Origin of the sequence: Staphylococcus succinus, from assembly GCF_029024945.1 — a bacterium.
Lineage (GTDB): Bacteria > Bacillota > Bacilli > Staphylococcales > Staphylococcaceae > Staphylococcus > Staphylococcus succinus.
On the sequence record NZ_CP118976.1, the window covers coordinates 2,414,994 to 2,440,413 of the forward strand.

Genomic DNA, 25,420 nt, shown 5'->3' on the forward strand with positions numbered 1-25,420 from the left:
AAAAAGTTACCAATCAAACTGGTTTAATATTTGATTAAGTCTTCGATCGATTAGTATTCGTCAGCTCCACATATCGCTATGCTTCCACCTCGAACCTATTAACCTCATCATCTTTGAGGGATCTTATAACCGAAGTTGGGAAATCTCATCTTGAGGGGGGCTTCATGCTTAGATGCTTTCAGCACTTATCCCGTCCATACATAGCTACCCAGCGATGCCGTTGGCACGACAACTGGTACACCAGAGGTATGTCCATCCCGGTCCTCTCGTACTAAGGACAGCTCCTCTCAAATTTCCTACGCCCACGACGGATAGGGACCGAACTGTCTCACGACGTTCTGAACCCAGCTCGCGTACCGCTTTAATGGGCGAACAGCCCAACCCTTGGGACCGACTACAGCCCCAGGATGCGATGAGCCGACATCGAGGTGCCAAACCTCCCCGTCGATGTGAACTCTTGGGGGAGATAAGCCTGTTATCCCCGGGGTAGCTTTTATCCGTTGAGCGATGGCCCTTCCATGCGGAACCACCGGATCACTAAGTCCGTCTTTCGACCCTGCTCGACTTGTAAGTCTCGCAGTCAAGCTTCCTTATGCCTTTACACTCTATGAATGATTTCCAACCATTCTGAGGAAACCTTTGAGCGCCTCCGTTACTCTTTAGGAGGCGACCGCCCCAGTCAAACTGCCCATCTGACACTGTCTCCCACCATGATAAATGGTGCGGGTTAGAAATCCAACACAGCGAGGGTAGTATCCCAACAACGCCTCCACGTAAGCTAGCGCTCACGTATCAAAGGCTCCTACCTATCCTGTACAAGCTGTGACGAATTTCAATATCAGACTACAGTAAAGCTCCACGGGGTCTTTCCGTCCTGTCGCGGGTAACCTGCATCTTCACAGGTACTATGATTTCACCGAGTCTCTCGTTGAGACAGTGCCCAAATCGTTACGCCTTTCGTGCGGGTCGGAACTTACCCGACAAGGAATTTCGCTACCTTAGGACCGTTATAGTTACGGCCGCCGTTTACTGGGGCTTCGATTCGTAGCTTCGCCGAAGCTAACCACTCCTCTTAACCTTCCAGCACCGGGCAGGCGTCAGCCCCTATACATCACCTTACGGTTTAGCAGAGACCTGTGTTTTTGATAAACAGTCGCTTGGGCCTATTCACTGCGGCTCTCCTGGGCGTTAACCCTAAAGAGCACCCCTTCTCCCGAAGTTACGGGGTCATTTTGCCGAGTTCCTTAACGAGAGTTCGCTCGCTCACCTTAGAATTCTCATCTTGACTACCTGTGTCGGTTTGCGGTACGGGCACCAAAATTCTAGCTAGAGGCTTTTCTTGGCAGTGTGAAATCAACGACTCGAGGAAAAAATTCCCTCTCCCCATCACAACTTGACCTTAAGAGTACCGGATTTGCCTAATACTCAGTCTTATTGCTTGGACGTGCACTCCAACAGCACGCTTCGCCTATCCTACTGCGTCCCCCCATCGCTCAAAACGAATTTTGGTGGTACAGGAATATCAACCTGTTATCCATCGCCTACGCCTATCGGCCTCAGCTTAGGACCCGACTAACCCAGAGCGGACGAGCCTTCCTCTGGAAACCTTAGTCAATCGGTGGACGGGATTCTCACCCGTCTTTCGCTACTCACACCGGCATTCTCACTTCTAAGCGCTCCACATGTCCTTGCGATCATGCTTCAACGCCCTTAGAACGCTCTCCTACCATTGTCCTACGGACAATCCACAGCTTCGGTAATATGTTTAGCCCCGGTACATTTTCGGCGCAGTGTCACTCGACTAGTGAGCTATTACGCACTCTTTAAATGATGGCTGCTTCTAAGCCAACATCCTAGTTGTCTGGGCAACGCCACATCCTTTTCCACTTAACATATATTTTGGGACCTTAGCTGGTGGTCTGGGCTGTTTCCCTCTCGAACACGGACCTTATCACCCGCGTTCTGACTCCCAAGTTAAATTGATTGGCATTCGGAGTTTGTCTGAATTCGGTAACCCGATAAGGGCCCCTCGTCCAAACAGTGCTCTACCTCCAATAATCATCACTTGAGGCTAGCCCTAAAGCTATTTCGGAGAGAACCAGCTATCTCCAGGTTCGATTGGAATTTCTCCGCTACCCACAACTCATCCGCTCACTTTTCAACGTAAGTCGGTTCGGCCCTCCATTCAGTGTTACCTGAACTTCAGCCTGGTCATGGGTAGATCACCTGGTTTCGGGTCTACGACCAAATACTCAACGCCCTATTCAGACTCGCTTTCGCTACGGCTCCACATTTACTGCTTAACCTTGCATCAAATCGTAACTCGCCGGTTCATTCTACAAAAGGCACGCCATCACCCATTAACGGGCTCTGACTACTTGTAAGCACACGGTTTCAAGTTCTATTTCACTCCCCTTCCGGGGTACTTTTCACCTTTCCCTCACGGTACTGGTTCACTATCGGTCACTAGAGAGTATTTAGCCTTGGGAGATGGTCCTCCCGGATTCCGACGGAATTTCTCGTGTTCCGCCGTACTCAGGATCCACTCAAGAGTGAACAAACTTTCGACTACAGGATTATTACCTTCTTTGATTCATCTTTCCAGATGATTCGTCTAATTTGTTCTTTTGTAACTCCGTATAGAGTGTCCTACAACCCCAACAAGCAAGCTCGTTGGTTTGGGCTCTTCCCGTTTCGCTCGCCGCTACTCAGGGAATCGATTTTTCTTTCTCTTCCTGCGGGTACTAAGATGTTTCAGTTCTCCGCGTCTGCCTTCGAATATGCTATGTATTCACATATCGATAACACGACATAACTCGTGCTGGGTTTCCCCATTCGGAAATCTCTGGATCAAAGCTTACTTACAGCTCCCCAAAGCATATCGTCGTTAGTAACGTCCTTCATAGGCTTCTAGTGCCAAGGTATCCACCGTGCGCCCTTAATAACTTAATCTTTTTTGACTTTTAACACGACGAAGTCGGTTAAAAACCCAAAATGTTATTAATCTGTGAGTGTTCTTTCGAACACTAGCGATTATTTCTTTTTGAATTCAAGCTTATTTAAAACTCTAATTCACTCGGTTTTTCTTGGTAAAATCTATATATTTTACTTACTTATCTAGTTTTCAATGTACAAATTATGCACTGAATACTCCAATGAGCATTCAAAACTGAATACAATATGTCAATGTTATCCCTCTGTCATCTTCTAAAGAAGATGTTCCGAATATATCCTTAGAAAGGAGGTGATCCAGCCGCACCTTCCGATACGGCTACCTTGTTACGACTTCACCCCAATCATTTGTCCCACCTTCGACGGCTAGCTCCATAAATGGTTACTCCACCGGCTTCGGGTGTTACAAACTCTCGTGGTGTGACGGGCGGTGTGTACAAGACCCGGGAACGTATTCACCGTAGCATGCTGATCTACGATTACTAGCGATTCCAGCTTCATGTAGTCGAGTTGCAGACTACAATCCGAACTGAGAACAACTTTATGGGATTTGCATGACCTCGCGGTTTAGCTGCCCTTTGTATTGTCCATTGTAGCACGTGTGTAGCCCAAATCATAAGGGGCATGATGATTTGACGTCATCCCCACCTTCCTCCGGTTTGTCACCGGCAGTCAACCTAGAGTGCCCAACTTAATGATGGCAACTAAGCTTAAGGGTTGCGCTCGTTGCGGGACTTAACCCAACATCTCACGACACGAGCTGACGACAACCATGCACCACCTGTCACTTTGTCCCCCGAAGGGGAAGGCTCTATCTCTAGAGTTTTCAAAGGATGTCAAGATTTGGTAAGGTTCTTCGCGTTGCTTCGAATTAAACCACATGCTCCACCGCTTGTGCGGGTCCCCGTCAATTCCTTTGAGTTTCAACCTTGCGGTCGTACTCCCCAGGCGGAGTGCTTAATGCGTTAGCTGCAGCACTAAGGGGCGGAAACCCCCTAACACTTAGCACTCATCGTTTACGGCGTGGACTACCAGGGTATCTAATCCTGTTTGATCCCCACGCTTTCGCACATCAGCGTCAGTTACAGACCAGAAAGTCGCCTTCGCCACTGGTGTTCCTCCATATCTCTGCGCATTTCACCGCTACACATGGAATTCCACTTTCCTCTTCTGCACTCAAGTTTCCCAGTTTCCAATGACCCTCCACGGTTGAGCCGTGGGCTTTCACATCAGACTTAAGAAACCGCCTACGCGCGCTTTACGCCCAATAATTCCGGATAACGCTTGCCACCTACGTATTACCGCGGCTGCTGGCACGTAGTTAGCCGTGGCTTTCTGATTAGGTACCGTCAAGATGCGCACAGTTACTTACGCATTTGTTCTTCCCTAATAACAGAGTTTTACGATCCGAAAACCTTCATCACTCACGCGGCGTTGCTCCGTCAGGCTTTCGCCCATTGCGGAAGATTCCCTACTGCTGCCTCCCGTAGGAGTCTGGACCGTGTCTCAGTTCCAGTGTGGCCGATCACCCTCTCAGGTCGGCTACGTATCGTCGCCTTGGTAAGCCATTACCTTACCAACTAGCTAATACGGCGCGGGTCCATCTATAAGTGATAGCAAAACCATCTTTCACTATAGAACCATGCGGTTCTATATGTTATCCGGCATTAGCTCCGGTTTCCCGAAGTTATTCCAGTCTTATAGGTAGGTTACCCACGTGTTACTCACCCGTCCGCCGCTAACTTCAAAGGAGCAAGCTCCTTATCCGTTCGCTCGACTTGCATGTATTAGGCACGCCGCCAGCGTTCATCCTGAGCCAGGATCAAACTCTCCATAAATAATTATGATGTTTGATTAGCTCATAAAATACTAATTTGTGTGTTATCTCTAACACGTTTGAACCAACAATTTAATGTTGTGTTCGGAATTAACGTTGACATATTGCGATTCAGTTTTCAATGTTCATTTCTTCAACACAAGAATTAATTTTACAGGTTTTGACTTAGAAAGTCAATAACTTTTTTAAATTAAATTGTATAAGGGTAAAACTTCCATAAAAAAACGACCCGAAGGTCAAAATGGACTGCCTGGCAACGTCCTACTCTCGCGGAACGTAAGTCCGACTACCATCGGCGCTAAAGAGCTTAACTTCTGTGTTCGGCATGGGAACAGGTGTGACCTCTTTGCCATTGTCACCAGACAATGAAATGTATGAAATTATACATTCAAAACTAGATAGTAAGTAAAATTTAAAAAGTTACCAATCAAAACTGGTTTAATATTTGATTAAGTCTTCGATCGATTAGTATTCGTCAGCTCCACATATCGCTATGCTTCCACCTCGAACCTATTAACCTCATCATCTTTGAGGGATCTTATAACCGAAGTTGGGAAATCTCATCTTGAGGGGGGCTTCATGCTTAGATGCTTTCAGCACTTATCCCGTCCATACATAGCTACCCAGCGATGCCGTTGGCACGACAACTGGTACACCAGAGGTATGTCCATCCCGGTCCTCTCGTACTAAGGACAGCTCCTCTCAAATTTCCTACGCCCACGACGGATAGGGACCGAACTGTCTCACGACGTTCTGAACCCAGCTCGCGTACCGCTTTAATGGGCGAACAGCCCAACCCTTGGGACCGACTACAGCCCCAGGATGCGATGAGCCGACATCGAGGTGCCAAACCTCCCCGTCGATGTGAACTCTTGGGGGAGATAAGCCTGTTATCCCCGGGGTAGCTTTTATCCGTTGAGCGATGGCCCTTCCATGCGGAACCACCGGATCACTAAGTCCGTCTTTCGACCCTGCTCGACTTGTAAGTCTCGCAGTCAAGCTTCCTTATGCCTTTACACTCTATGAATGATTTCCAACCATTCTGAGGAAACCTTTGAGCGCCTCCGTTACTCTTTAGGAGGCGACCGCCCCAGTCAAACTGCCCATCTGACACTGTCTCCCACCATGATAAATGGTGCGGGTTAGAAATCCAACACAGCGAGGGTAGTATCCCAACAACGCCTCCACGTAAGCTAGCGCTCACGTATCAAAGGCTCCTACCTATCCTGTACAAGCTGTGACGAATTTCAATATCAGACTACAGTAAAGCTCCACGGGGTCTTTCCGTCCTGTCGCGGGTAACCTGCATCTTCACAGGTACTATGATTTCACCGAGTCTCTCGTTGAGACAGTGCCCAAATCGTTACGCCTTTCGTGCGGGTCGGAACTTACCCGACAAGGAATTTCGCTACCTTAGGACCGTTATAGTTACGGCCGCCGTTTACTGGGGCTTCGATTCGTAGCTTCGCCGAAGCTAACCACTCCTCTTAACCTTCCAGCACCGGGCAGGCGTCAGCCCCTATACATCACCTTACGGTTTAGCAGAGACCTGTGTTTTTGATAAAACAGTCGCTTGGGCCTATTCACTGCGGCTCTCCTGGGCGTTAACCCTAAAGAGCACCCCTTCTCCCGAAGTTACGGGGTCATTTTGCCGAGTTCCTTAACGAGAGTTCGCTCGCTCACCTTAGAATTCTCATCTTGACTACCTGTGTCGGTTTGCGGTACGGGCACCAAAATTCTAGCTAGAGGCTTTTCTTGGCAGTGTGAAATCAACGACTCGAGGAAAAAATTTCCTCTCCCCATCACAACTTGACCTTAAGAGTACCGGATTTGCCTAATACTCAGTCTTATTGCTTGGACGTGCACTCCAACAGCACGCTTCGCCTATCCTACTGCGTCCCCCCATCGCTCAAAAACGAATTTTGGTGGTACAGGAATATCAACCTGTTATCCATCGCCTACGCCTATCGGCCTCAGCTTAGGACCCGACTAACCCAGAGCGGACGAGCCTTCCTCTGGAAACCTTAGTCAATCGGTGGACGGGATTCTCACCCGTCTTTCGCTACTCACACCGGCATTCTCACTTCTAAGCGCTCCACATGTCCTTGCGATCATGCTTCAACGCCCTTAGAACGCTCTCCTACCATTGTCCTACGGACAATCCACAGCTTCGGTAATATGTTTAGCCCCGGGTACATTTTCGGCGCAGTGTCACTCGACTAGTGAGCTATTACGCCACTCTTTAAATGATGGCTGCTTCTAAGCCAACATCCTAGTTGTCTGGGCAACGCCACATCCTTTTCCACTTAACATATATTTTGGGACCTTAGCTGGTGGTCTGGGCTGTTTCCCTCTCGAACACGGACCTTATCACCCGCGTTCTGACTCCCAAGTTAAATTGATTGGCATTCGGAGTTTGTCTGAATTCGGTAACCCGATAAGGGCCCCTCGTCCAAAACAGTGCTCTACCTCCAATAATCATCACTTGAGGCTAGCCCTAAAGCTATTTCGGAGAGAACCAGCTATCTCCAGGTTCGATTGGAATTTCTCCGCTACCCCACAACTCATCCGCTCACTTTTCAACGTAAGTCGGTTCGGCCCTCCATTCAGTGTTACCTGAACTTCAGCCTGGTCATGGGTAGATCACCTGGTTTCGGGTCTACGACCAAATACTCAACGCCCTATTCAGACTCGCTTTCGCTACGGCTCCACATTTACTGCTTAACCTTGCATCAAATCGTAACTCGCCGGTTCATTCTACAAAAGGCACGCCATCACCCATTAACGGGCTCTGACTACTTGTAAGCACACGGTTTCAAGTTCTATTTCACTCCCCTTCCGGGGTACTTTTCACCTTTCCCTCACGGTACTGGTTCACTATCGGTCACTAGAGAGTATTTAGCCTTGGGAGATGGTCCTCCCGGATTCCGACGGAATTTCTCGTGTTCCGCCGTACTCAGGATCCACTCAAGAGTGAACAAACTTTCGACTACAGGATTATTACCTTCTTTGATTCATCTTTCCAGATGATTCGTCCTAATTTGTTCTTTTGTAACTCCGTATAGAGTGTCCTACAACCCCAACAAGCAAGCTCGTTGGTTTGGGCTCTTCCCGTTTCGCTCGCCGCTACTCAGGGAATCGATTTTTCTTTCTCTTCCTGCGGGTACTAAGATGTTTCAGTTCTCCGCGTCTGCCTTCGAATATGCTATGTATTCACATATCGATAACACGACATAACTCGTGCTGGGTTTCCCCATTCGGAAATCTCTGGATCAAAGCTTACTTACAGCTCCCCAAAGCATATCGTCGTTAGTAACGTCCTTCATAGGCTTCTAGTGCCAAGGTATCCACCGTGCGCCCTTAATAACTTAATCTTTTTTGACTTTTAACACGACGAAGTCGGTTAAAAACCCAAAATGTTATTAATCTGTGAGTGTTCTTTCGAACACTAGCGATTATTTCTTTTTGAATTCAAGCTTATTTAAAACTCTAATTCACTCGGTTTTTCTTGGTAAAATCTATATATTTTACTTACTTATCTAGTTTTCAATGTACAAATTATGCACTGAATACTCCAATGAGCATTCAAAACTGAATACAATATGTCAATGTTATCCCTCTGTCATCTTCTAAAGAAGATGTTCCGAATATATCCTTAGAAAGGAGGTGATCCAGCCGCACCTTCCGATACGGCTACCTTGTTACGACTTCACCCCAATCATTTGTCCCACCTTCGACGGCTAGCTCCATAAATGGTTACTCCACCGGCTTCGGGTGTTACAAACTCTCGTGGTGTGACGGGCGGTGTGTACAAGACCCGGGAACGTATTCACCGTAGCATGCTGATCTACGATTACTAGCGATTCCAGCTTCATGTAGTCGAGTTGCAGACTACAATCCGAACTGAGAACAACTTTATGGGATTTGCATGACCTCGCGGTTTAGCTGCCCTTTGTATTGTCCATTGTAGCACGTGTGTAGCCCAAATCATAAGGGGCATGATGATTTGACGTCATCCCCACCTTCCTCCGGTTTGTCACCGGCAGTCAACCTAGAGTGCCCAACTTAATGATGGCAACTAAGCTTAAGGGTTGCGCTCGTTGCGGGACTTAACCCAACATCTCACGACACGAGCTGACGACAACCATGCACCACCTGTCACTTTGTCCCCCGAAGGGGAAGGCTCTATCTCTAGAGTTTTCAAAGGATGTCAAGATTTGGTAAGGTTCTTCGCGTTGCTTCGAATTAAACCACATGCTCCACCGCTTGTGCGGGTCCCCGTCAATTCCTTTGAGTTTCAACCTTGCGGTCGTACTCCCCAGGCGGAGTGCTTAATGCGTTAGCTGCAGCACTAAGGGGCGGAAACCCCCTAACACTTAGCACTCATCGTTTACGGCGTGGACTACCAGGGTATCTAATCCTGTTTGATCCCCACGCTTTCGCACATCAGCGTCAGTTACAGACCAGAAAGTCGCCTTCGCCACTGGTGTTCCTCCATATCTCTGCGCATTTCACCGCTACACATGGAATTCCACTTTCCTCTTCTGCACTCAAGTTTCCCAGTTTCCAATGACCCTCCACGGTTGAGCCGTGGGCTTTCACATCAGACTTAAGAAACCGCCTACGCGCGCTTTACGCCCAATAATTCCGGATAACGCTTGCCACCTACGTATTACCGCGGCTGCTGGCACGTAGTTAGCCGTGGCTTTCTGATTAGGTACCGTCAAGATGCGCACAGTTACTTACGCATTTGTTCTTCCCTAATAACAGAGTTTTACGATCCGAAAACCTTCATCACTCACGCGGCGTTGCTCCGTCAGGCTTTCGCCCATTGCGGAAGATTCCCTACTGCTGCCTCCCGTAGGAGTCTGGACCGTGTCTCAGTTCCAGTGTGGCCGATCACCCTCTCAGGTCGGCTACGTATCGTCGCCTTGGTAAGCCATTACCTTACCAACTAGCTAATACGGCGCGGGTCCATCTATAAGTGATAGCAAAACCATCTTTCACTATAGAACCATGCGGTTCTATATGTTATCCGGCATTAGCTCCGGTTTCCCGAAGTTATTCCAGTCTTATAGGTAGGTTACCCACGTGTTACTCACCCGTCCGCCGCTAACTTCAAAGGAGCAAGCTCCTTATCCGTTCGCTCGACTTGCATGTATTAGGCACGCCGCCAGCGTTCATCCTGAGCCAGGATCAAACTCTCCATAAATAATTATGATGTTTGATTAGCTCATAAAATACTAATTTGTGTGTTATCTCTAACACGTTTGAACCAACAATTTAATGTTGTGTTCGGAATTAACGTTGACATATTGCGATTCAGTTTTCAATGTTCATTTCTTCAACACAAGAATTAATTTTACAGGTTTTGACTTAGAAAGTCAATAACTTTTTTAAATTAAATTGTATAAGGGTAAAACTTCCATAAAAAAACGACCCGAAGGTCAAAATGGACTGCCTGGCAACGTCCTACTCTCGCGGAACGTAAGTCCGACTACCATCGGCGCTAAAGAGCTTAACTTCTGTGTTCGGCATGGGAACAGGTGTGACCTCTTTGCCATTGTCACCAGACAATGAAATGTATGAAATTATACATTCAAAACTAGATAGTAAGTAAAATTTAAAAAGTTACCAATCAAAACTGGTTTAATATTTGATTAAGTCTTCGATCGATTAGTATTCGTCAGCTCCACATATCGCTATGCTTCCACCTCGAACCTATTAACCTCATCATCTTTGAGGGATCTTATAACCGAAGTTGGGAAATCTCATCTTGAGGGGGGCTTCATGCTTAGATGCTTTCAGCACTTATCCCGTCCATACATAGCTACCCAGCGATGCCGTTGGCACGACAACTGGTACACCAGAGGTATGTCCATCCCGGTCCTCTCGTACTAAGGACAGCTCCTCTCAAATTTCCTACGCCCACGACGGATAGGGACCGAACTGTCTCACGACGTTCTGAACCCAGCTCGCGTACCGCTTTAATGGGCGAACAGCCCAACCCTTGGGACCGACTACAGCCCCAGGATGCGATGAGCCGACATCGAGGTGCCAAACCTCCCCGTCGATGTGAACTCTTGGGGGAGATAAGCCTGTTATCCCCGGGGTAGCTTTTATCCGTTGAGCGATGGCCCTTCCATGCGGAACCACCGGATCACTAAGTCCGTCTTTCGACCCTGCTCGACTTGTAAGTCTCGCAGTCAAGCTTCCTTATGCCTTTACACTCTATGAATGATTTCCAACCATTCTGAGGAAACCTTTGAGCGCCTCCGTTACTCTTTAGGAGGCGACCGCCCCAGTCAAACTGCCCATCTGACACTGTCTCCCACCATGATAAATGGTGCGGGTTAGAAATCCAACACAGCGAGGGTAGTATCCCAACAACGCCTCCACGTAAGCTAGCGCTCACGTATCAAAGGCTCCTACCTATCCTGTACAAGCTGTGACGAATTTCAATATCAGACTACAGTAAAGCTCCACGGGGTCTTTCCGTCCTGTCGCGGGTAACCTGCATCTTCACAGGTACTATGATTTCACCGAGTCTCTCGTTGAGACAGTGCCCAAATCGTTACGCCTTTCGTGCGGGTCGGAACTTACCCGACAAGGAATTTCGCTACCTTAGGACCGTTATAGTTACGGCCGCCGTTTACTGGGGCTTCGATTCGTAGCTTCGCCGAAGCTAACCACTCCTCTTAACCTTCCAGCACCGGGCAGGCGTCAGCCCCTATACATCACCTTACGGTTTAGCAGAGACCTGTGTTTTTGATAAACAGTCGCTTGGGCCTATTCACTGCGGCTCTCCTGGGCGTTAACCCTAAAGAGCACCCCTTCTCCCGAAGTTACGGGGTCATTTTGCCGAGTTCCTTAACGAGAGTTCGCTCGCTCACCTTAGAATTCTCATCTTGACTACCTGTGTCGGTTTGCGGTACGGGCACCAAAATTCTAGCTAGAGGCTTTTCTTGGCAGTGTGAAATCAACGACTCGAGGAAAAAATTCCCTCTCCCCATCACAACTTGACCTTAAGAGTACCGGATTTGCCTAATACTCAGTCTTATTGCTTGGACGTGCACTCCAACAGCACGCTTCGCCTATCCTACTGCGTCCCCCCATCGCTCAAAACGAATTTTGGTGGTACAGGAATATCAACCTGTTATCCATCGCCTACGCCTATCGGCCTCAGCTTAGGACCCGACTAACCCAGAGCGGACGAGCCTTCCTCTGGAAACCTTAGTCAATCGGTGGACGGGATTCTCACCCGTCTTTCGCTACTCACACCGGCATTCTCACTTCTAAGCGCTCCACATGTCCTTGCGATCATGCTTCAACGCCCTTAGAACGCTCTCCTACCATTGTCCTACGGACAATCCACAGCTTCGGTAATATGTTTAGCCCCGGTACATTTTCGGCGCAGTGTCACTCGACTAGTGAGCTATTACGCACTCTTTAAATGATGGCTGCTTCTAAGCCAACATCCTAGTTGTCTGGGCAACGCCACATCCTTTTCCACTTAACATATATTTTGGGACCTTAGCTGGTGGTCTGGGCTGTTTCCCTCTCGAACACGGACCTTATCACCCGCGTTCTGACTCCCAAGTTAAATTGATTGGCATTCGGAGTTTGTCTGAATTCGGTAACCCGATAAGGGCCCCTCGTCCAAACAGTGCTCTACCTCCAATAATCATCACTTGAGGCTAGCCCTAAAGCTATTTCGGAGAGAACCAGCTATCTCCAGGTTCGATTGGAATTTCTCCGCTACCCACAACTCATCCGCTCACTTTTCAACGTAAGTCGGTTCGGCCCTCCATTCAGTGTTACCTGAACTTCAGCCTGGTCATGGGTAGATCACCTGGTTTCGGGTCTACGACCAAATACTCAACGCCCTATTCAGACTCGCTTTCGCTACGGCTCCACATTTACTGCTTAACCTTGCATCAAATCGTAACTCGCCGGTTCATTCTACAAAAGGCACGCCATCACCCATTAACGGGCTCTGACTACTTGTAAGCACACGGTTTCAAGTTCTATTTCACTCCCCTTCCGGGGTACTTTTCACCTTTCCCTCACGGTACTGGTTCACTATCGGTCACTAGAGAGTATTTAGCCTTGGGAGATGGTCCTCCCGGATTCCGACGGAATTTCTCGTGTTCCGCCGTACTCAGGATCCACTCAAGAGTGAACAAACTTTCGACTACAGGATTATTACCTTCTTTGATTCATCTTTCCAGATGATTCGTCTAATTTGTTCTTTTGTAACTCCGTATAGAGTGTCCTACAACCCCAACAAGCAAGCTCGTTGGTTTGGGCTCTTCCCGTTTCGCTCGCCGCTACTCAGGGAATCGATTTTTCTTTCTCTTCCTGCGGGTACTAAGATGTTTCAGTTCTCCGCGTCTGCCTTCGAATATGCTATGTATTCACATATCGATAACACGACATAACTCGTGCTGGGTTTCCCCATTCGGAAATCTCTGGATCAAAGCTTACTTACAGCTCCCCAAAGCATATCGTCGTTAGTAACGTCCTTCATAGGCTTCTAGTGCCAAGGTATCCACCGTGCGCCCTTAATAACTTAATCTTTTTTGACTTTTAACACGACGAAGTCGGTTAAAAACCCAAAATGTTATTAATCTGTGAGTGTTCTTTCGAACACTAGCGATTATTTCTTTTTGAATTCAAGCTTATTTAAAACTCTAATTCACTCGGTTTTTCTTGGTAAAATCTATATATTTTACTTACTTATCTAGTTTTCAATGTACAAATTATGCACTGAATACTCCAATGAGCATTCAAAACTGAATACAATATGTCAATGTTATCCCTCTGTCATCTTCTAAAGAAGATGTTCCGAATATATCCTTAGAAAGGAGGTGATCCAGCCGCACCTTCCGATACGGCTACCTTGTTACGACTTCACCCCAATCATTTGTCCCACCTTCGACGGCTAGCTCCATAAATGGTTACTCCACCGGCTTCGGGTGTTACAAACTCTCGTGGTGTGACGGGCGGTGTGTACAAGACCCGGGAACGTATTCACCGTAGCATGCTGATCTACGATTACTAGCGATTCCAGCTTCATGTAGTCGAGTTGCAGACTACAATCCGAACTGAGAACAACTTTATGGGATTTGCATGACCTCGCGGTTTAGCTGCCCTTTGTATTGTCCATTGTAGCACGTGTGTAGCCCAAATCATAAGGGGCATGATGATTTGACGTCATCCCCACCTTCCTCCGGTTTGTCACCGGCAGTCAACCTAGAGTGCCCAACTTAATGATGGCAACTAAGCTTAAGGGTTGCGCTCGTTGCGGGACTTAACCCAACATCTCACGACACGAGCTGACGACAACCATGCACCACCTGTCACTTTGTCCCCCGAAGGGGAAGGCTCTATCTCTAGAGTTTTCAAAGGATGTCAAGATTTGGTAAGGTTCTTCGCGTTGCTTCGAATTAAACCACATGCTCCACCGCTTGTGCGGGTCCCCGTCAATTCCTTTGAGTTTCAACCTTGCGGTCGTACTCCCCAGGCGGAGTGCTTAATGCGTTAGCTGCAGCACTAAGGGGCGGAAACCCCCTAACACTTAGCACTCATCGTTTACGGCGTGGACTACCAGGGTATCTAATCCTGTTTGATCCCCACGCTTTCGCACATCAGCGTCAGTTACAGACCAGAAAGTCGCCTTCGCCACTGGTGTTCCTCCATATCTCTGCGCATTTCACCGCTACACATGGAATTCCACTTTCCTCTTCTGCACTCAAGTTTCCCAGTTTCCAATGACCCTCCACGGTTGAGCCGTGGGCTTTCACATCAGACTTAAGAAACCGCCTACGCGCGCTTTACGCCCAATAATTCCGGATAACGCTTGCCACCTACGTATTACCGCGGCTGCTGGCACGTAGTTAGCCGTGGCTTTCTGATTAGGTACCGTCAAGATGCGCACAGTTACTTACGCATTTGTTCTTCCCTAATAACAGAGTTTTACGATCCGAAAACCTTCATCACTCACGCGGCGTTGCTCCGTCAGGCTTTCGCCCATTGCGGAAGATTCCCTACTGCTGCCTCCCGTAGGAGTCTGGACCGTGTCTCAGTTCCAGTGTGGCCGATCACCCTCTCAGGTCGGCTACGTATCGTCGCCTTGGTAAGCCATTACCTTACCAACTAGCTAATACGGCGCGGGTCCATCTATAAGTGATAGCAAAACCATCTTTCACTATAGAACCATGCGGTTCTATATGTTATCCGGCATTAGCTCCGGTTTCCCGAAGTTATTCCAGTCTTATAGGTAGGTTACCCACGTGTTACTCACCCGTCCGCCGCTAACTTCAAAGGAGCAAGCTCCTTATCCGTTCGCTCGACTTGCATGTATTAGGCACGCCGCCAGCGTTCATCCTGAGCCAGGATCAAACTCTCCATAAATAATTATGATGTTTGATTAGCTCATAAAATACTAATTTGTGTGTTATCTCTAACACGTTTGAACCAACAATTTAATGTTGTGTTCGGAATTAACGTTGACATATTGCGATTCAGTTTTCAATGTTCATTTCTTCAGTCACAAGAATTAATTATACATGTTATCGAAATGAAAGTCAATAACTTTTTCGAATTAATTTTCAGTGAATCATTTGTAAAGTTTGTTTGCGTTTGTCGTTTTGTTTCGTCCGACAAGTAAATACTATACACGCATTAAAAGCTTTTAACAACGCTAAAAATTACACTTTTTCACACTGTTCAATATGAGTTATAGTCATTTCACAAACTTTTATTATTTTGAAGTATATATAGTTCGTTTTTATGACGTTTTAATGTAAGTAAGACTATTGCCTCTTTATTTTATAGCTGTATATACATACTTTAATGTTTTTTACATTTTTTTAATATTATTTACAAAAGAACAGAGCTACCTATATAGATAGCTCTGTTCCTACTTGAAATATACGATTAACACATTGCTACATCTCGGTTCTTCCCATAATCGCTTTTGATAGAGTCACTTCGTCAGCGTATTCTAAATCCCCACCAACAGAGAGCCCTTGCGCCAATCTAGTTACAGTAATCCCAATAGGTTTCACTAGCCTAGAGATATACATGGCTGTTGATTCACCTTCTAAATTCGGATTCATAGCCAAGATGAGCTCTTTGACTTCCTCATTTTTCAAACGATTTATCAAACTTGGTATATTGATATCTTCTGGACCGATACCATCCATAGGTGATATAGAGCCGTGCAACACATGATACAATCCTTTGTATTCACGCATTTTTTCCATAGCAATAACATCTTTATCATCTTCCACTACGCAAATAACAGATCGATCTCTTTGCTTATCCTGACAAATATAACATGGGTCTTGTTCAGTTATATGTCCACACTCACTACAATAGGTAAGTTCTCTTTTGACATCCACTAATGATTTAGCAAATTGAACAACATCGTCTTCTTTCATATCTAATACATGAAACGCCAGACGTTGTGCCGTTTTCGGCCCAATGCCTGGCAGTTTCATGAAACTGTCAATTAGTTTAGAAATTGGTTCTGGATAATGCATATGATCACATTCCAGGGATGTTTAAGCCTTGAGTATGTTTACCTAAGCGTTCTTGTGAAAGCTCATCCGCTTTGTTCATTGCTTCATTAGTTGCAGCTATTACTAAATCTTGTAACATTTCGATATCATCTGGATCTACAGCTTCTTCTTTGATTTCTACATCAAGCACTTCTTTATGACCAGATACTGTTACAGTTACCATACCGCCACCAGCAGTACCTTGAACTTTCTCTTCTTTTAACTTTTCTTGTTCTTCGCCCATTTTCTTTTGCATTTTTTGCATTTGCTTCATCATTTGTTGCATATTTCCGCCACCGCGCATAATAAATCCTCCTTAAATCTTCTATATCATTGAATATAATGAATCTTTCGTTTCATTATACATGCCTTTTTATTCATTGTCATGTATCATTCTTCATCAAGCACATTCACTGTACTCTCTCCGAAAAGATCTTTAGCTTTTTGTACAACATCAACTTCTTCAGTGGAATTAGAAGCAACTTGATTCTCACTTCCACCTTCCACTTTCTCATTATTACTTCTAGTTTGTAAATATTCAGTTCTGACTCGCATCCATTGATCATCAGGAACACCCACTACTTTAACTGTTTTATCAATGATATTACAAACCACATTCTCGATATTTTCTCGTTTTTCATCATCTTTATTAACAATTTCACAATGTATTTCTTCATCAAATTTGATAAGTACATGTGTTTCACTCGCTGCAACAGGTTCAGAATTTTGTAAAAGACTTACTAAAGGTTTCATATCATTATCTTTAGCATGATTAACAACTTCTTGCCAATGATCTTTCAATAACTTTATATCATCTTTATTAGCTTTATCTAGTACTTTGGCAATTTGTTGCATAGAGAATGCATTCTTAGATTGTCCGCTTCTACTTGCTGAAGAACGTTTAGTTTGTTGAGCTGCATTGGCAGTTGTAACACCTTGTGTCTTCAGTGTTTTTAATTCACTTTCTAATTGTTCCATCCTTTGTAGTAATACATCATTATTAGGTTCTGCTGCAATGCTTGTAGTAGCTACAGTTTGTACATTTTGTGGTTGCCCTTTAATCATCTCTGCAATTTTCACTAATAATACTTCAAAATGCACGCCCTGATTCACACTAAATCTAATAGATACAAGTGTATCGTTAATAACATCAATCGTTTTATATAACATCTCTAAATCAAAGTGCAGCAAGGCATCAAATTCAACTTCTGTATTAGAGGTTTTATTCATAATAGTATCTCTGACAAAGTAAATCATATCATTGATTAGTCGGTTCACTTCTTTACCTTCTGAAATAAATTGATGATATGTAGAGAAAGCAGATTTCACATCTCCTGAAACAACCTCTTTGAATAAATCATTGAGTGCACGTTCATCCACACTCCCAGTTACATTCAAAGCATCCTGGATGGTAAGATGATCATCACCAAAGGCGATTGCTTGGTCCATAATGCTAAGTGCATCACGCATACCACCTTCTGAAGCTTTCGCTATAAATTCTAACGCTGCGTCATCGTATTTAATTTCTTGGGTATCAGCAACAAATTTTAAACGCTCAACGATTTCATCTTGACTGATTGCTTTAAAATCAAATCGTTGTGCTCTCGATATAATCGTTGGAGGTATCTTATGAGGTTCTGTAGTTGCCAATATGAATATAGCGTGTGCTGGAGGTTCTTCTAATGTTTTCAGTAAAGCATTAAAGGCTCCTGTCGTTAACATATGTACCTCATCAATAATATAAACTTTATATTTCGATTCACTCGGTGCATATTTAACTTTATCTCTAATATTACGAATTTCGTCTACACCATTATTACTTGCAGCATCAATTTCAATGACATCAGAATTTGTGCCTCGCGTGATTCCTTTACAAATCTCACATTCATTACAGGGCTCACCATCTGTACGCTCTAAGCAGTTTAAGGCTTTTGCAAAAACTTTTGCAATACTCGTCTTCCCCGTCCCTCTTGGGCCACTAAATATATACGCATGTGATTGTTTACTTTTTGAAATTGCATTACGTAAAGTTTTAGTTACATGTTCTTGTCCTACAACATCTTCAAAACTTTGCGGTCGGAACATTCTGTATAAAGCTTGATAATTCACTTTCGCACCTCCAATAGCATTCACCAATTATTATAGCATTGTACTTGATACTTGAATATTAATTAAAAGATTCAGGATAAATCACTTTACCATTAGGTTGGTCTGCTAGTTGCTCCCATAAGAATTTAACCATGAAATTTTTCGAAGGCACGTCAAAAGGACTATATATATCAAATTGCGCCGCTTCTTTATAATCAAACTTGCCGTAATATTCTGGATCTCCTAACACGATAATCGTTGTATAATCTTGTGCTTTCACACGTTCTTCCGCCGCTTGGATCAACGCTTTACCGAGACCCATATTTCTGTATTCTGGTATAACCGATAGAGGTGCTAACGCTAAAGCAATATAACTTCGCTTATCGTTAATTATCTCTATTTCAGACAACATTATATGTCCCACAACTTCACCATCGCCATTTTTCGCGACAACTTCTAATTCATAATTGTATTCTGGCGCTTCTCTCAACCTCACTACCAAGTCTTGTTCATCATGGTTTGACTCCATTACGTTTTCAAACGCTGCTTTAATTGCTTGTAGGCTCGTGTCATAATCATTTTCAGTTAAAGAACTTAAATAAATTTGCATTGGCGCCTCCTATAGCATTTCATTTTAAACTTTGCTTTAACTACTTCGTTTTTACATCAGTTTTTCCAAACGATATCTTTATTACACCAAAGTAAAGTATTGCTTATATTTTAATATAAAAAAAGAGTGACTGCTATCAAAAGATAAGTCACTCCACATTTATATGTCTTTATTACATTATTTAAAAATTAAAGCCGTGCACCTTCGCTTCGAATGCGTATCATAAACGTAACCAAAGTCGACAGCTAAACCTCAGCAACCCTACGGCACATACGATGATCCACTTAATGCTGCTTCCGTCAGGACCTGACATGATTCGTGGGTTCATATTGCATAGGACCGAAATCTTCAAACACTACGTGCTTTGGGCAGACTTTACAAAAACGCACCCTTAGCAAAGGAATTCAGTCTCGCATAAAGCGGATTTCGAATACAGGGAACCGCTACCTCCCCACCTAGCACGGCAAAATATATCATACTATAATATCAGACCTGAATGCAAGTGTTACATATCGTTGATTTTATAATTTATCTATATAAGTCATTCAAAATACACTCATCGCCCATCACATTTCACACCTTATGCCGCCTTGAAAAGTCATTAAACTTAAATTCCGTAGCTAGATGCTTAGAGATATTATATTGAAATTTCGTAGTATCTTTTAAGTGTACAATACCACGAACTGTTGCAGTATAAGGTGGTGTAACCTCGCCAAATGCTTCATATTCCAAATCTCCAAAATGTTCAAAAGTAATAGACTTATTAGAATAACTAATTTCTAACCGTAATTCTTGTTCAATATATTGATATAATGATTGTTTTGCCTTATCAATAGTCACGTTCGGAATAATATCAGCGACGAAATAATCTTCATCTATAATTTTCACCTTATTATTAATTACTCTCGTGCGGATAATATGCCACAACTTCGTACTTTGACGAACATTTAATATGTCCTTTACTAGAGGTACATCACCCGCAAAGATACTTTCTAATACTTTAACTTCCGTTTCATATGGAAGCCCTAAGCCATGTTGCACTTCTCTAAAACTCTTTAAATCTGCAAAAGGAAACTCGGTCAAGCCTTGATAAATTACAACAGAGCCTTTACCACGAATTTTTTGTATCATACCATCCCTAACCAATAAATTCAGCGCTTTACGCACAGTTTCTCGGGAAGCTTCATACGTTTCTACTAATTCATGCTCTGATGGCAATTGAGTACCATACGATAATCGTGTTTCTAGGATGTCTTTACGTATCGTTTCATATATCGTAATAAATTTTTTCTGTACCATTCGCACTCACTCTCTACCTTTTAATTATTGGGCAACTACAATTGCACTATATGCTCCAATCGCACCATTTTCAATATGACCATTTTGTATCATGACTTCTCCAGTTAAATTTATATCTGCTGGAAGGTCTACAGGTTCATTTGAGAAATTCGCAATAATTAACCATGTTTCATCATTAAGATGACGCTTATATACAAATAACGCTTCATGATTCATATATAATGGTTCGACACTTCCATATGTGATAATGTCATACTCGTGACGTAACTGTATGAGTCTTCTATATGTTTGCAATATAGATTGCTCATCTTGCATAGCTGCTTCAACATTGATTTTATCAAAATTATTTGGTATATCAATCCATGATTCACCAGAAGTAAATCCAGCTTGCGTTCCACTAGTCCACTGCACAGGCGTTCTAGCATTATCTCTAGACTTTTGACTTAATATTTTAAGTATCTCTTGTTCATCATACCCCGCATTTTTCATATTATGATAGGCATTTAATGATTCGATATCTCTATATTGGTTGATATCTGTGAAATGAGGATCTGTCATGCCAATTTCTTCGCCTTGATATATATAAGGTGTACCTTGCAACATATGCAACACTGTAGCTAGCATTTTAGCACTCTGTTGTCTTGATTCTTCTGTAGAATCGTCACCAAACCTTGAAACAACACGTGGCTGATCATGATTACACCAAAATATTGCATTCCATCCTTTACCATTGTATATACCAAGTTGCCATTCCATAAGTATCTGTTTCAATTTATGAAAATCAAGTTTGGCATTCGTCCATTTTTCTCCATTAATATAATCTACTTTTAAGTGGTGGAAGTTGAATACACTACTTAACTCTTGGCGGTGTTCGTTAGAATATTTAATGCAATCTCCTATTGTAGTCGAAGACATTTCACCTACCGTCATCATATCTTTATCTCCAAATGTATGACGATTCATCTCATGCAAATATTCATGAACACGAGGACCATCAGTATAAAATTCTTTACCTATTTTTTCAGAATCTTTAAATTCACCTTTAGAAATTAAATTAATAACATCGAAACGGAATCCATCTACGCCAAAATCAATCCAATAATTGATGACGTCATATAAAGCATGACGTACTTCAGGATTATCCCAATTCAAATCTGCTTGTGTTACATCAAATAAATGTAAATAATATTCATCAGTCGACGCATCATATTTCCATGCGTTCCCACCAAATTTAGATTCCCAATTGGTCGGTGGACATTCATTTGCTGACCTTCTGAAAAAATAATAATCTCTATAAGGGCTATTTTTATTTTTATAGGCCTCTTTAAACCATTCATGTTCTGTAGAAGTGTGATTAATAACGATATCTAACATCACCTTTAATCCACGCTTATGTGCTTCAAAAACTAATGTTTCTAAATCCTCAATTGTTCCAAATGCTTCATTTATCTTATAATAATTGCTAATGTCATAACCGTTGTCATTCATCGGAGACTCATATACAGGCGTTAGCCAAATGTAATCCACGCCTAAATATTGTAAGTAATCCATTTTTTCTATAATACCTTGTAAGTCACCTTCGCCATTTCCCGTCGTATCATTAAAAGACTTAGGATAAATTTGATAAACAACTGATTTTCTCCAATCATTCTGAGCCATACAATTACCACCTTTAATTCACTGTTTTTTCTATAAAGAAACTCACTAATTAATTTTAGCGAGTTTAATTGTAGTTATCTATATTATTTATTCTTTCACAAGTGTTTTTGTTTCTTCTTTACTAAATCGTGATAAGAATATTGTAAGAAGAAATGGCACAATGATACCAATTAAAATACAAATGCTATACACTACCCAATATTCTTTTTGAATCGAAATAATTGCTGGGACACCACCAACACCGACATTGCCAAGTACACGACTCGCACCAATAATTGCACCTAAGATACATGATGTCGAGATAGCGGCTATAAACGGGTACTTCAATGGTAAATTAACACCAAACATCGCTGGTTCTGTGACCCCTAAAAACCCTGAAATACCTGAAGTCATTGCTAAACCTTGTTCTTTTCTCATTTTACGTTTTTTATAAACAAACCATGCACCAAAAGCTGCAGACCCTTGACAAATGTTAGAAATCGCAAGTATTGGCCATAAATAGGTTCCACCTAATTGACTGCCCATGAGTTGGAAGTCTACCGCTAAGAACATGTGATGTAATCCTGTTATGACGAGCGGTGCATAGAGTAAACCATAAATCGCGCCGCCTAACCATCCAGCATGTTCAAATACAAATGTTACTCCATTCGTAATACCTGTACCAAGCCCTAAGGCTATTGGCCCTATGATAATAAATGCTAAAAATCCTGTAATAAGTAATGCTACTGGTCCTACGACCAACATCTTAATTGAATCATGTACGAATTTGTTTAAACCTTTTTCAATTTGAGCTAGTACATATGAAGCTAATAATATAGGTAATACTTGTCCTTGATAATTAAGCTGCTTAATTTCCAAGCCTAAAATATTCCATGTCGGAATATTCCCTTTAGCTATATCATATTGCGATACTAATTGAGGGTTCATCAGAATTAAACCAAGTACTAAACCCAATATTTGACTCCCACCGAACACTCGCATACTACTCCAACCAATTAATGCTGGCAAGAATATAAAGGCAGTACTCGCAATTACATTGATAATATTAGAAATATCACCCAACTGTGGAAATTGCTCTACTAATGGTTTCGGACCAAAAAGACCTTCCATAGTTAGTAAATTATTGATACCCATTAACAAACCTGCTGTAACGATTGCAGGTAATATAGGTATGAAGATATCTCCCAATAATTTAATGAGTCTCTGAATAGGGTTCCCCTTTTTAGCAGCTACAGCTTTAGCATCATCTTTAGATGCTTCACTCATTCCCGTCTCATCTATAAACTGCTTATAGACTTCATCTACCGTTCCAGGACCAATCACAATTTGATACTGATTATCTGCTTTAAATTGACCTTTCACTAAATCGTTGTCAGCCAGTCTTTCTTTATCTACCTTATCATCCTCTTTTAAAACCAACCTCAACCTCGTCACACAGTGTGTTGCAGTTTCTAAGTTATCCTTGCCCCCAATAGCTTCGACGATATCTTGTACATCTTTCTTTTTTACAGCCATGACGACCCACTCCCTTTTGTTCTTTTAATGTTATTAAAATTATAACTTGTCTATACAAGTTTTGTAAAGGCTTACATTAAAGAAAGAGAATCTTAATATTATCTACCTAGGCTTTAGCAATCCAATTTTTCGAGAACTTCGGTATTTTTCTTTTTTAAAGAGAGCGAACTATAAAAAAGAAAATAAAAAAGGCAAGTAATCAATACACGATTGAATACTTGCCTACTCTATTTATATTAGTCTTGGTATTTAAAAATAATGGCGGAGGAAGAGGGATTCGAACCCCCGCGGGCCGTTAAGCCCCTGTCGGTTTTCAAGACCGATCCCTTCAGCCGGACTTGGGTATTCCTCCAAACGAACACAATATTTATAATATTATAGCTCGCTATAAAAGTCAATAATTTTTATTATGTTAAACAAGTGTTTTTTCTTTCAAGTATTGATCTACAGAATCTGCAACTGCTCTACCTTCCTGAATCGCCCATACAACAAGACTTTGCCCTCTTCTAGCGTCACCCGCTGCAAAAATGTGTGGCTGGTTGGTTCTAAAATCTTTATTGTCCGCTACAATTTTATTACGTTCAGTTTGAATATTAAAAGCATGCGGAACTGTCGTTTCAGTACCAATAAAACCGATAGATAATAGCACTAAATCAGCTGGCCAATGACGCTCAGTACCATCAACCACAACCATGCCTTCATCTGTCTCTTCAAGAATTTGCGTATAAACACCCTTAACATTACCGATATGATCTACATCGTAACGCATCGTTTGTACGCCATAAGCACGTGGCTCAAAACCGAAACGTGATTTATATTCTTTATGTGCATAATCCATTTTAAATACTGGCATAGCAAGCGGCCAATACGTATTCTCATCAAATTCAATTTCTTCTGGCTGTTTTGTATATTTATTAAATTGAACAATAGATTTACAATTTTCTCGAAGTGCCGTCGCTACACAGTCAGCACCTGTATCACCAGCACCAATAACAATAACATTTTTACCTTCTGCTGAAATTGTTGGCTCACTGATTTCACCATTTAAAAGTTGCCCTTGTTCCGTTAGATAATCCATCGCAAAATGAATACCAAACCCCATACGTCCTTCTAATGGTAAATCTCTCGCATTTTGTGAACCTGTACATAAGATAATCGCATCGTGTTTTTCATCTAGTTCTTCATGGCTTATATCGACACCAATTTCTGTATCCGTTACAAATACTATACCGGATTGTTCCATTATACTGATTCGACGACGTACGACATCATTATCTAGTTTCATATTAGGAATACCATACATTAATAGCCCACCTGGTTCATGCGCACGTTCATATACCGTCACATTATACCCCAATTTATTCAATTCCTCTGCAGCAGTTAAACCAGCTGGACCGCTTCCTACGATGGCTACTGATTCAGCTTTACGCTCACTAGGAATCGTAGGTTGAACCCAGCCATTTTCATAAGCTTCATCTATAATTGTTCTCTCAATCCCTTTGATAGCAACAGATTCTCGATTGATTTTCATTACACATGATTGTTCACAAGGCGCTGGACAAACGCGCCCCGTAAATTCAGGGAAGTTGTTTGTTTCGCTCAAACGTTCATATGCCGTTTTAAAATCTTGTCTATATACAAGCTCGTTCCATTCTGGAATATAATTCCCTATAGGACAACCTATTGTTTCTCTACCAAATGGTTCACCTGTTTGGCAAAATGGTGTGCCACAATCCATACAACGCGCGCCTTGTTGCGCTGCTTCGTCATTAGTAAATCTTTGTTGGAACGCCTCATGGTTATTTAGGCGTTCAACTAATGATAATTCATGTAGTTGTTGTTTGTCATAATTCATAAATCCTTTGAATTCGCCCATGACAAATCCCCCCTCTA

General features: G+C 43.0%; 8 protein-coding genes, 1 tRNA gene, 8 rRNA genes and 1 other RNA gene. All 18 read right to left on the reverse strand.

The window, feature by feature from the left end:
- Window positions 1-30: 30 nt before the first annotated feature.
- Window positions 31-2,952 (reverse strand): 23S ribosomal RNA (locus tag PYW31_RS11780).
- A gap of 285 nt (window positions 2,953-3,237) precedes the next feature.
- Window positions 3,238-4,790, reverse strand: a 16S ribosomal RNA gene (locus tag PYW31_RS11785).
- Window positions 4,791-5,037: 247 nt separating this feature from the next.
- Window positions 5,038-5,152, reverse strand: a 5S ribosomal RNA gene (gene rrf, locus PYW31_RS11790).
- Window positions 5,153-5,234: 82 nt separating this feature from the next.
- Window positions 5,235-8,163: ribosomal RNA gene (locus PYW31_RS11795) — 23S ribosomal RNA — on the reverse strand.
- Between the two features lie 285 nt (window positions 8,164-8,448).
- Window positions 8,449-10,001: ribosomal RNA gene (locus PYW31_RS11800) — 16S ribosomal RNA — on the reverse strand.
- A gap of 247 nt (window positions 10,002-10,248) precedes the next feature.
- A 5S ribosomal RNA gene (gene rrf / locus PYW31_RS11805) occupies window positions 10,249-10,363 on the reverse strand.
- A gap of 82 nt (window positions 10,364-10,445) precedes the next feature.
- Window positions 10,446-13,367: ribosomal RNA gene (locus PYW31_RS11810) — 23S ribosomal RNA — on the reverse strand.
- A gap of 285 nt (window positions 13,368-13,652) precedes the next feature.
- Window positions 13,653-15,205 (reverse strand): 16S ribosomal RNA (locus tag PYW31_RS11815).
- Together the 16S, 23S and 5S rRNA genes form the textbook arrangement of a ribosomal RNA operon.
- 536 nt (window positions 15,206-15,741) lie before the next feature.
- Window positions 15,742-16,338 carry a recombination mediator RecR gene (recR, locus tag PYW31_RS11820; protein ID WP_046836847.1) on the reverse strand — a complete coding sequence of 199 codons (597 nt, stop codon included), beginning with the start codon at window positions 16,336-16,338 and terminating at the stop codon, window positions 15,742-15,744.
- Window positions 16,339-16,342: 4 nt separating this feature from the next.
- On the reverse strand, window positions 16,343-16,660 hold the full coding sequence (locus PYW31_RS11825; RefSeq protein ID WP_046836848.1) for a YbaB/EbfC family nucleoid-associated protein: 318 nt from the start codon (window positions 16,658-16,660) through the stop codon (window positions 16,343-16,345).
- A gap of 86 nt (window positions 16,661-16,746) precedes the next feature.
- Window positions 16,747-18,465: a DNA polymerase III subunit gamma/tau gene (gene dnaX / locus PYW31_RS11830; RefSeq protein ID WP_046836849.1), complete on the reverse strand. Its 1,719-nt coding sequence runs from the start codon at window positions 18,463-18,465 to the stop codon at window positions 16,747-16,749.
- A gap of 58 nt (window positions 18,466-18,523) precedes the next feature.
- The gene (locus PYW31_RS11835) at window positions 18,524-19,054 is read right to left on the reverse strand and encodes a GNAT family N-acetyltransferase (RefSeq protein WP_046836850.1); all 531 of its coding nucleotides are present in this window, start codon (window positions 19,052-19,054) and stop codon (window positions 18,524-18,526) included.
- Window positions 19,055-19,248: 194 nt separating this feature from the next.
- Window positions 19,249-19,518: signal recognition particle sRNA large type (gene ffs, locus PYW31_RS11840), an RNA gene on the reverse strand.
- 109 nt (window positions 19,519-19,627) lie between these two features.
- The gene (gene treR / locus PYW31_RS11845) at window positions 19,628-20,353 is read right to left on the reverse strand and encodes a trehalose operon repressor (RefSeq protein ID WP_046836851.1); all 726 of its coding nucleotides are present in this window, start codon (window positions 20,351-20,353) and stop codon (window positions 19,628-19,630) included.
- A gap of 24 nt (window positions 20,354-20,377) precedes the next feature.
- Window positions 20,378-22,012: an alpha,alpha-phosphotrehalase gene (treC, locus tag PYW31_RS11850; RefSeq protein WP_046836852.1), complete on the reverse strand. Its 1,635-nt coding sequence runs from the start codon at window positions 22,010-22,012 to the stop codon at window positions 20,378-20,380.
- Between the two features lie 87 nt (window positions 22,013-22,099).
- Window positions 22,100-23,527 (reverse strand): PTS system trehalose-specific EIIBC component, encoded by a 1,428-nt coding sequence (treP, locus tag PYW31_RS11855; RefSeq protein ID WP_046836853.1) that lies wholly within the window; start codon window positions 23,525-23,527, stop codon window positions 22,100-22,102.
- Window positions 23,528-23,786: 259 nt separating this feature from the next.
- Window positions 23,787-23,879: transfer RNA gene (locus PYW31_RS11860), tRNA-Ser, on the reverse strand.
- A 60-nt stretch (window positions 23,880-23,939) separates the two neighbouring features.
- Complete coding sequence (locus PYW31_RS11865) at window positions 23,940-25,403, reverse strand: glutamate synthase subunit beta (protein ID WP_046836854.1); 1,464 nt, start codon at window positions 25,401-25,403, stop codon at window positions 23,940-23,942.
- Window positions 25,404-25,420 lie beyond the last annotated feature (17 nt).

Coding starts and splice junctions, on each gene's coding strand:
- recR (WP_046836847.1), bottom strand. CDS start 16,338: ATGCATTATCCAGAACCAATTTCTAAACTAATTGACAGTTTCATGAAA.
- PYW31_RS11825 (WP_046836848.1), bottom strand. CDS start 16,660: ATGCGCGGTGGCGGAAATATGCAACAAATGATGAAGCAAATGCAAAAA.
- PYW31_RS11835 (WP_046836850.1), bottom strand. CDS start 19,054: ATGCAAATTTATTTAAGTTCTTTAACTGAAAATGATTATGACACGAGC.
- treR (WP_046836851.1), bottom strand. CDS start 20,353: ATGGTACAGAAAAAATTTATTACGATATATGAAACGATACGTAAAGAC.
- treC (WP_046836852.1), bottom strand. CDS start 22,012: ATGGCTCAGAATGATTGGAGAAAATCAGTTGTTTATCAAATTTATCCT.
- treP (WP_046836853.1), bottom strand. CDS start 23,527: ATGGCTGTAAAAAAGAAAGATGTACAAGATATCGTCGAAGCTATTGGG.
- PYW31_RS11865 (WP_046836854.1), bottom strand. CDS start 25,403: ATGGGCGAATTCAAAGGATTTATGAATTATGACAAACAACAACTACAT.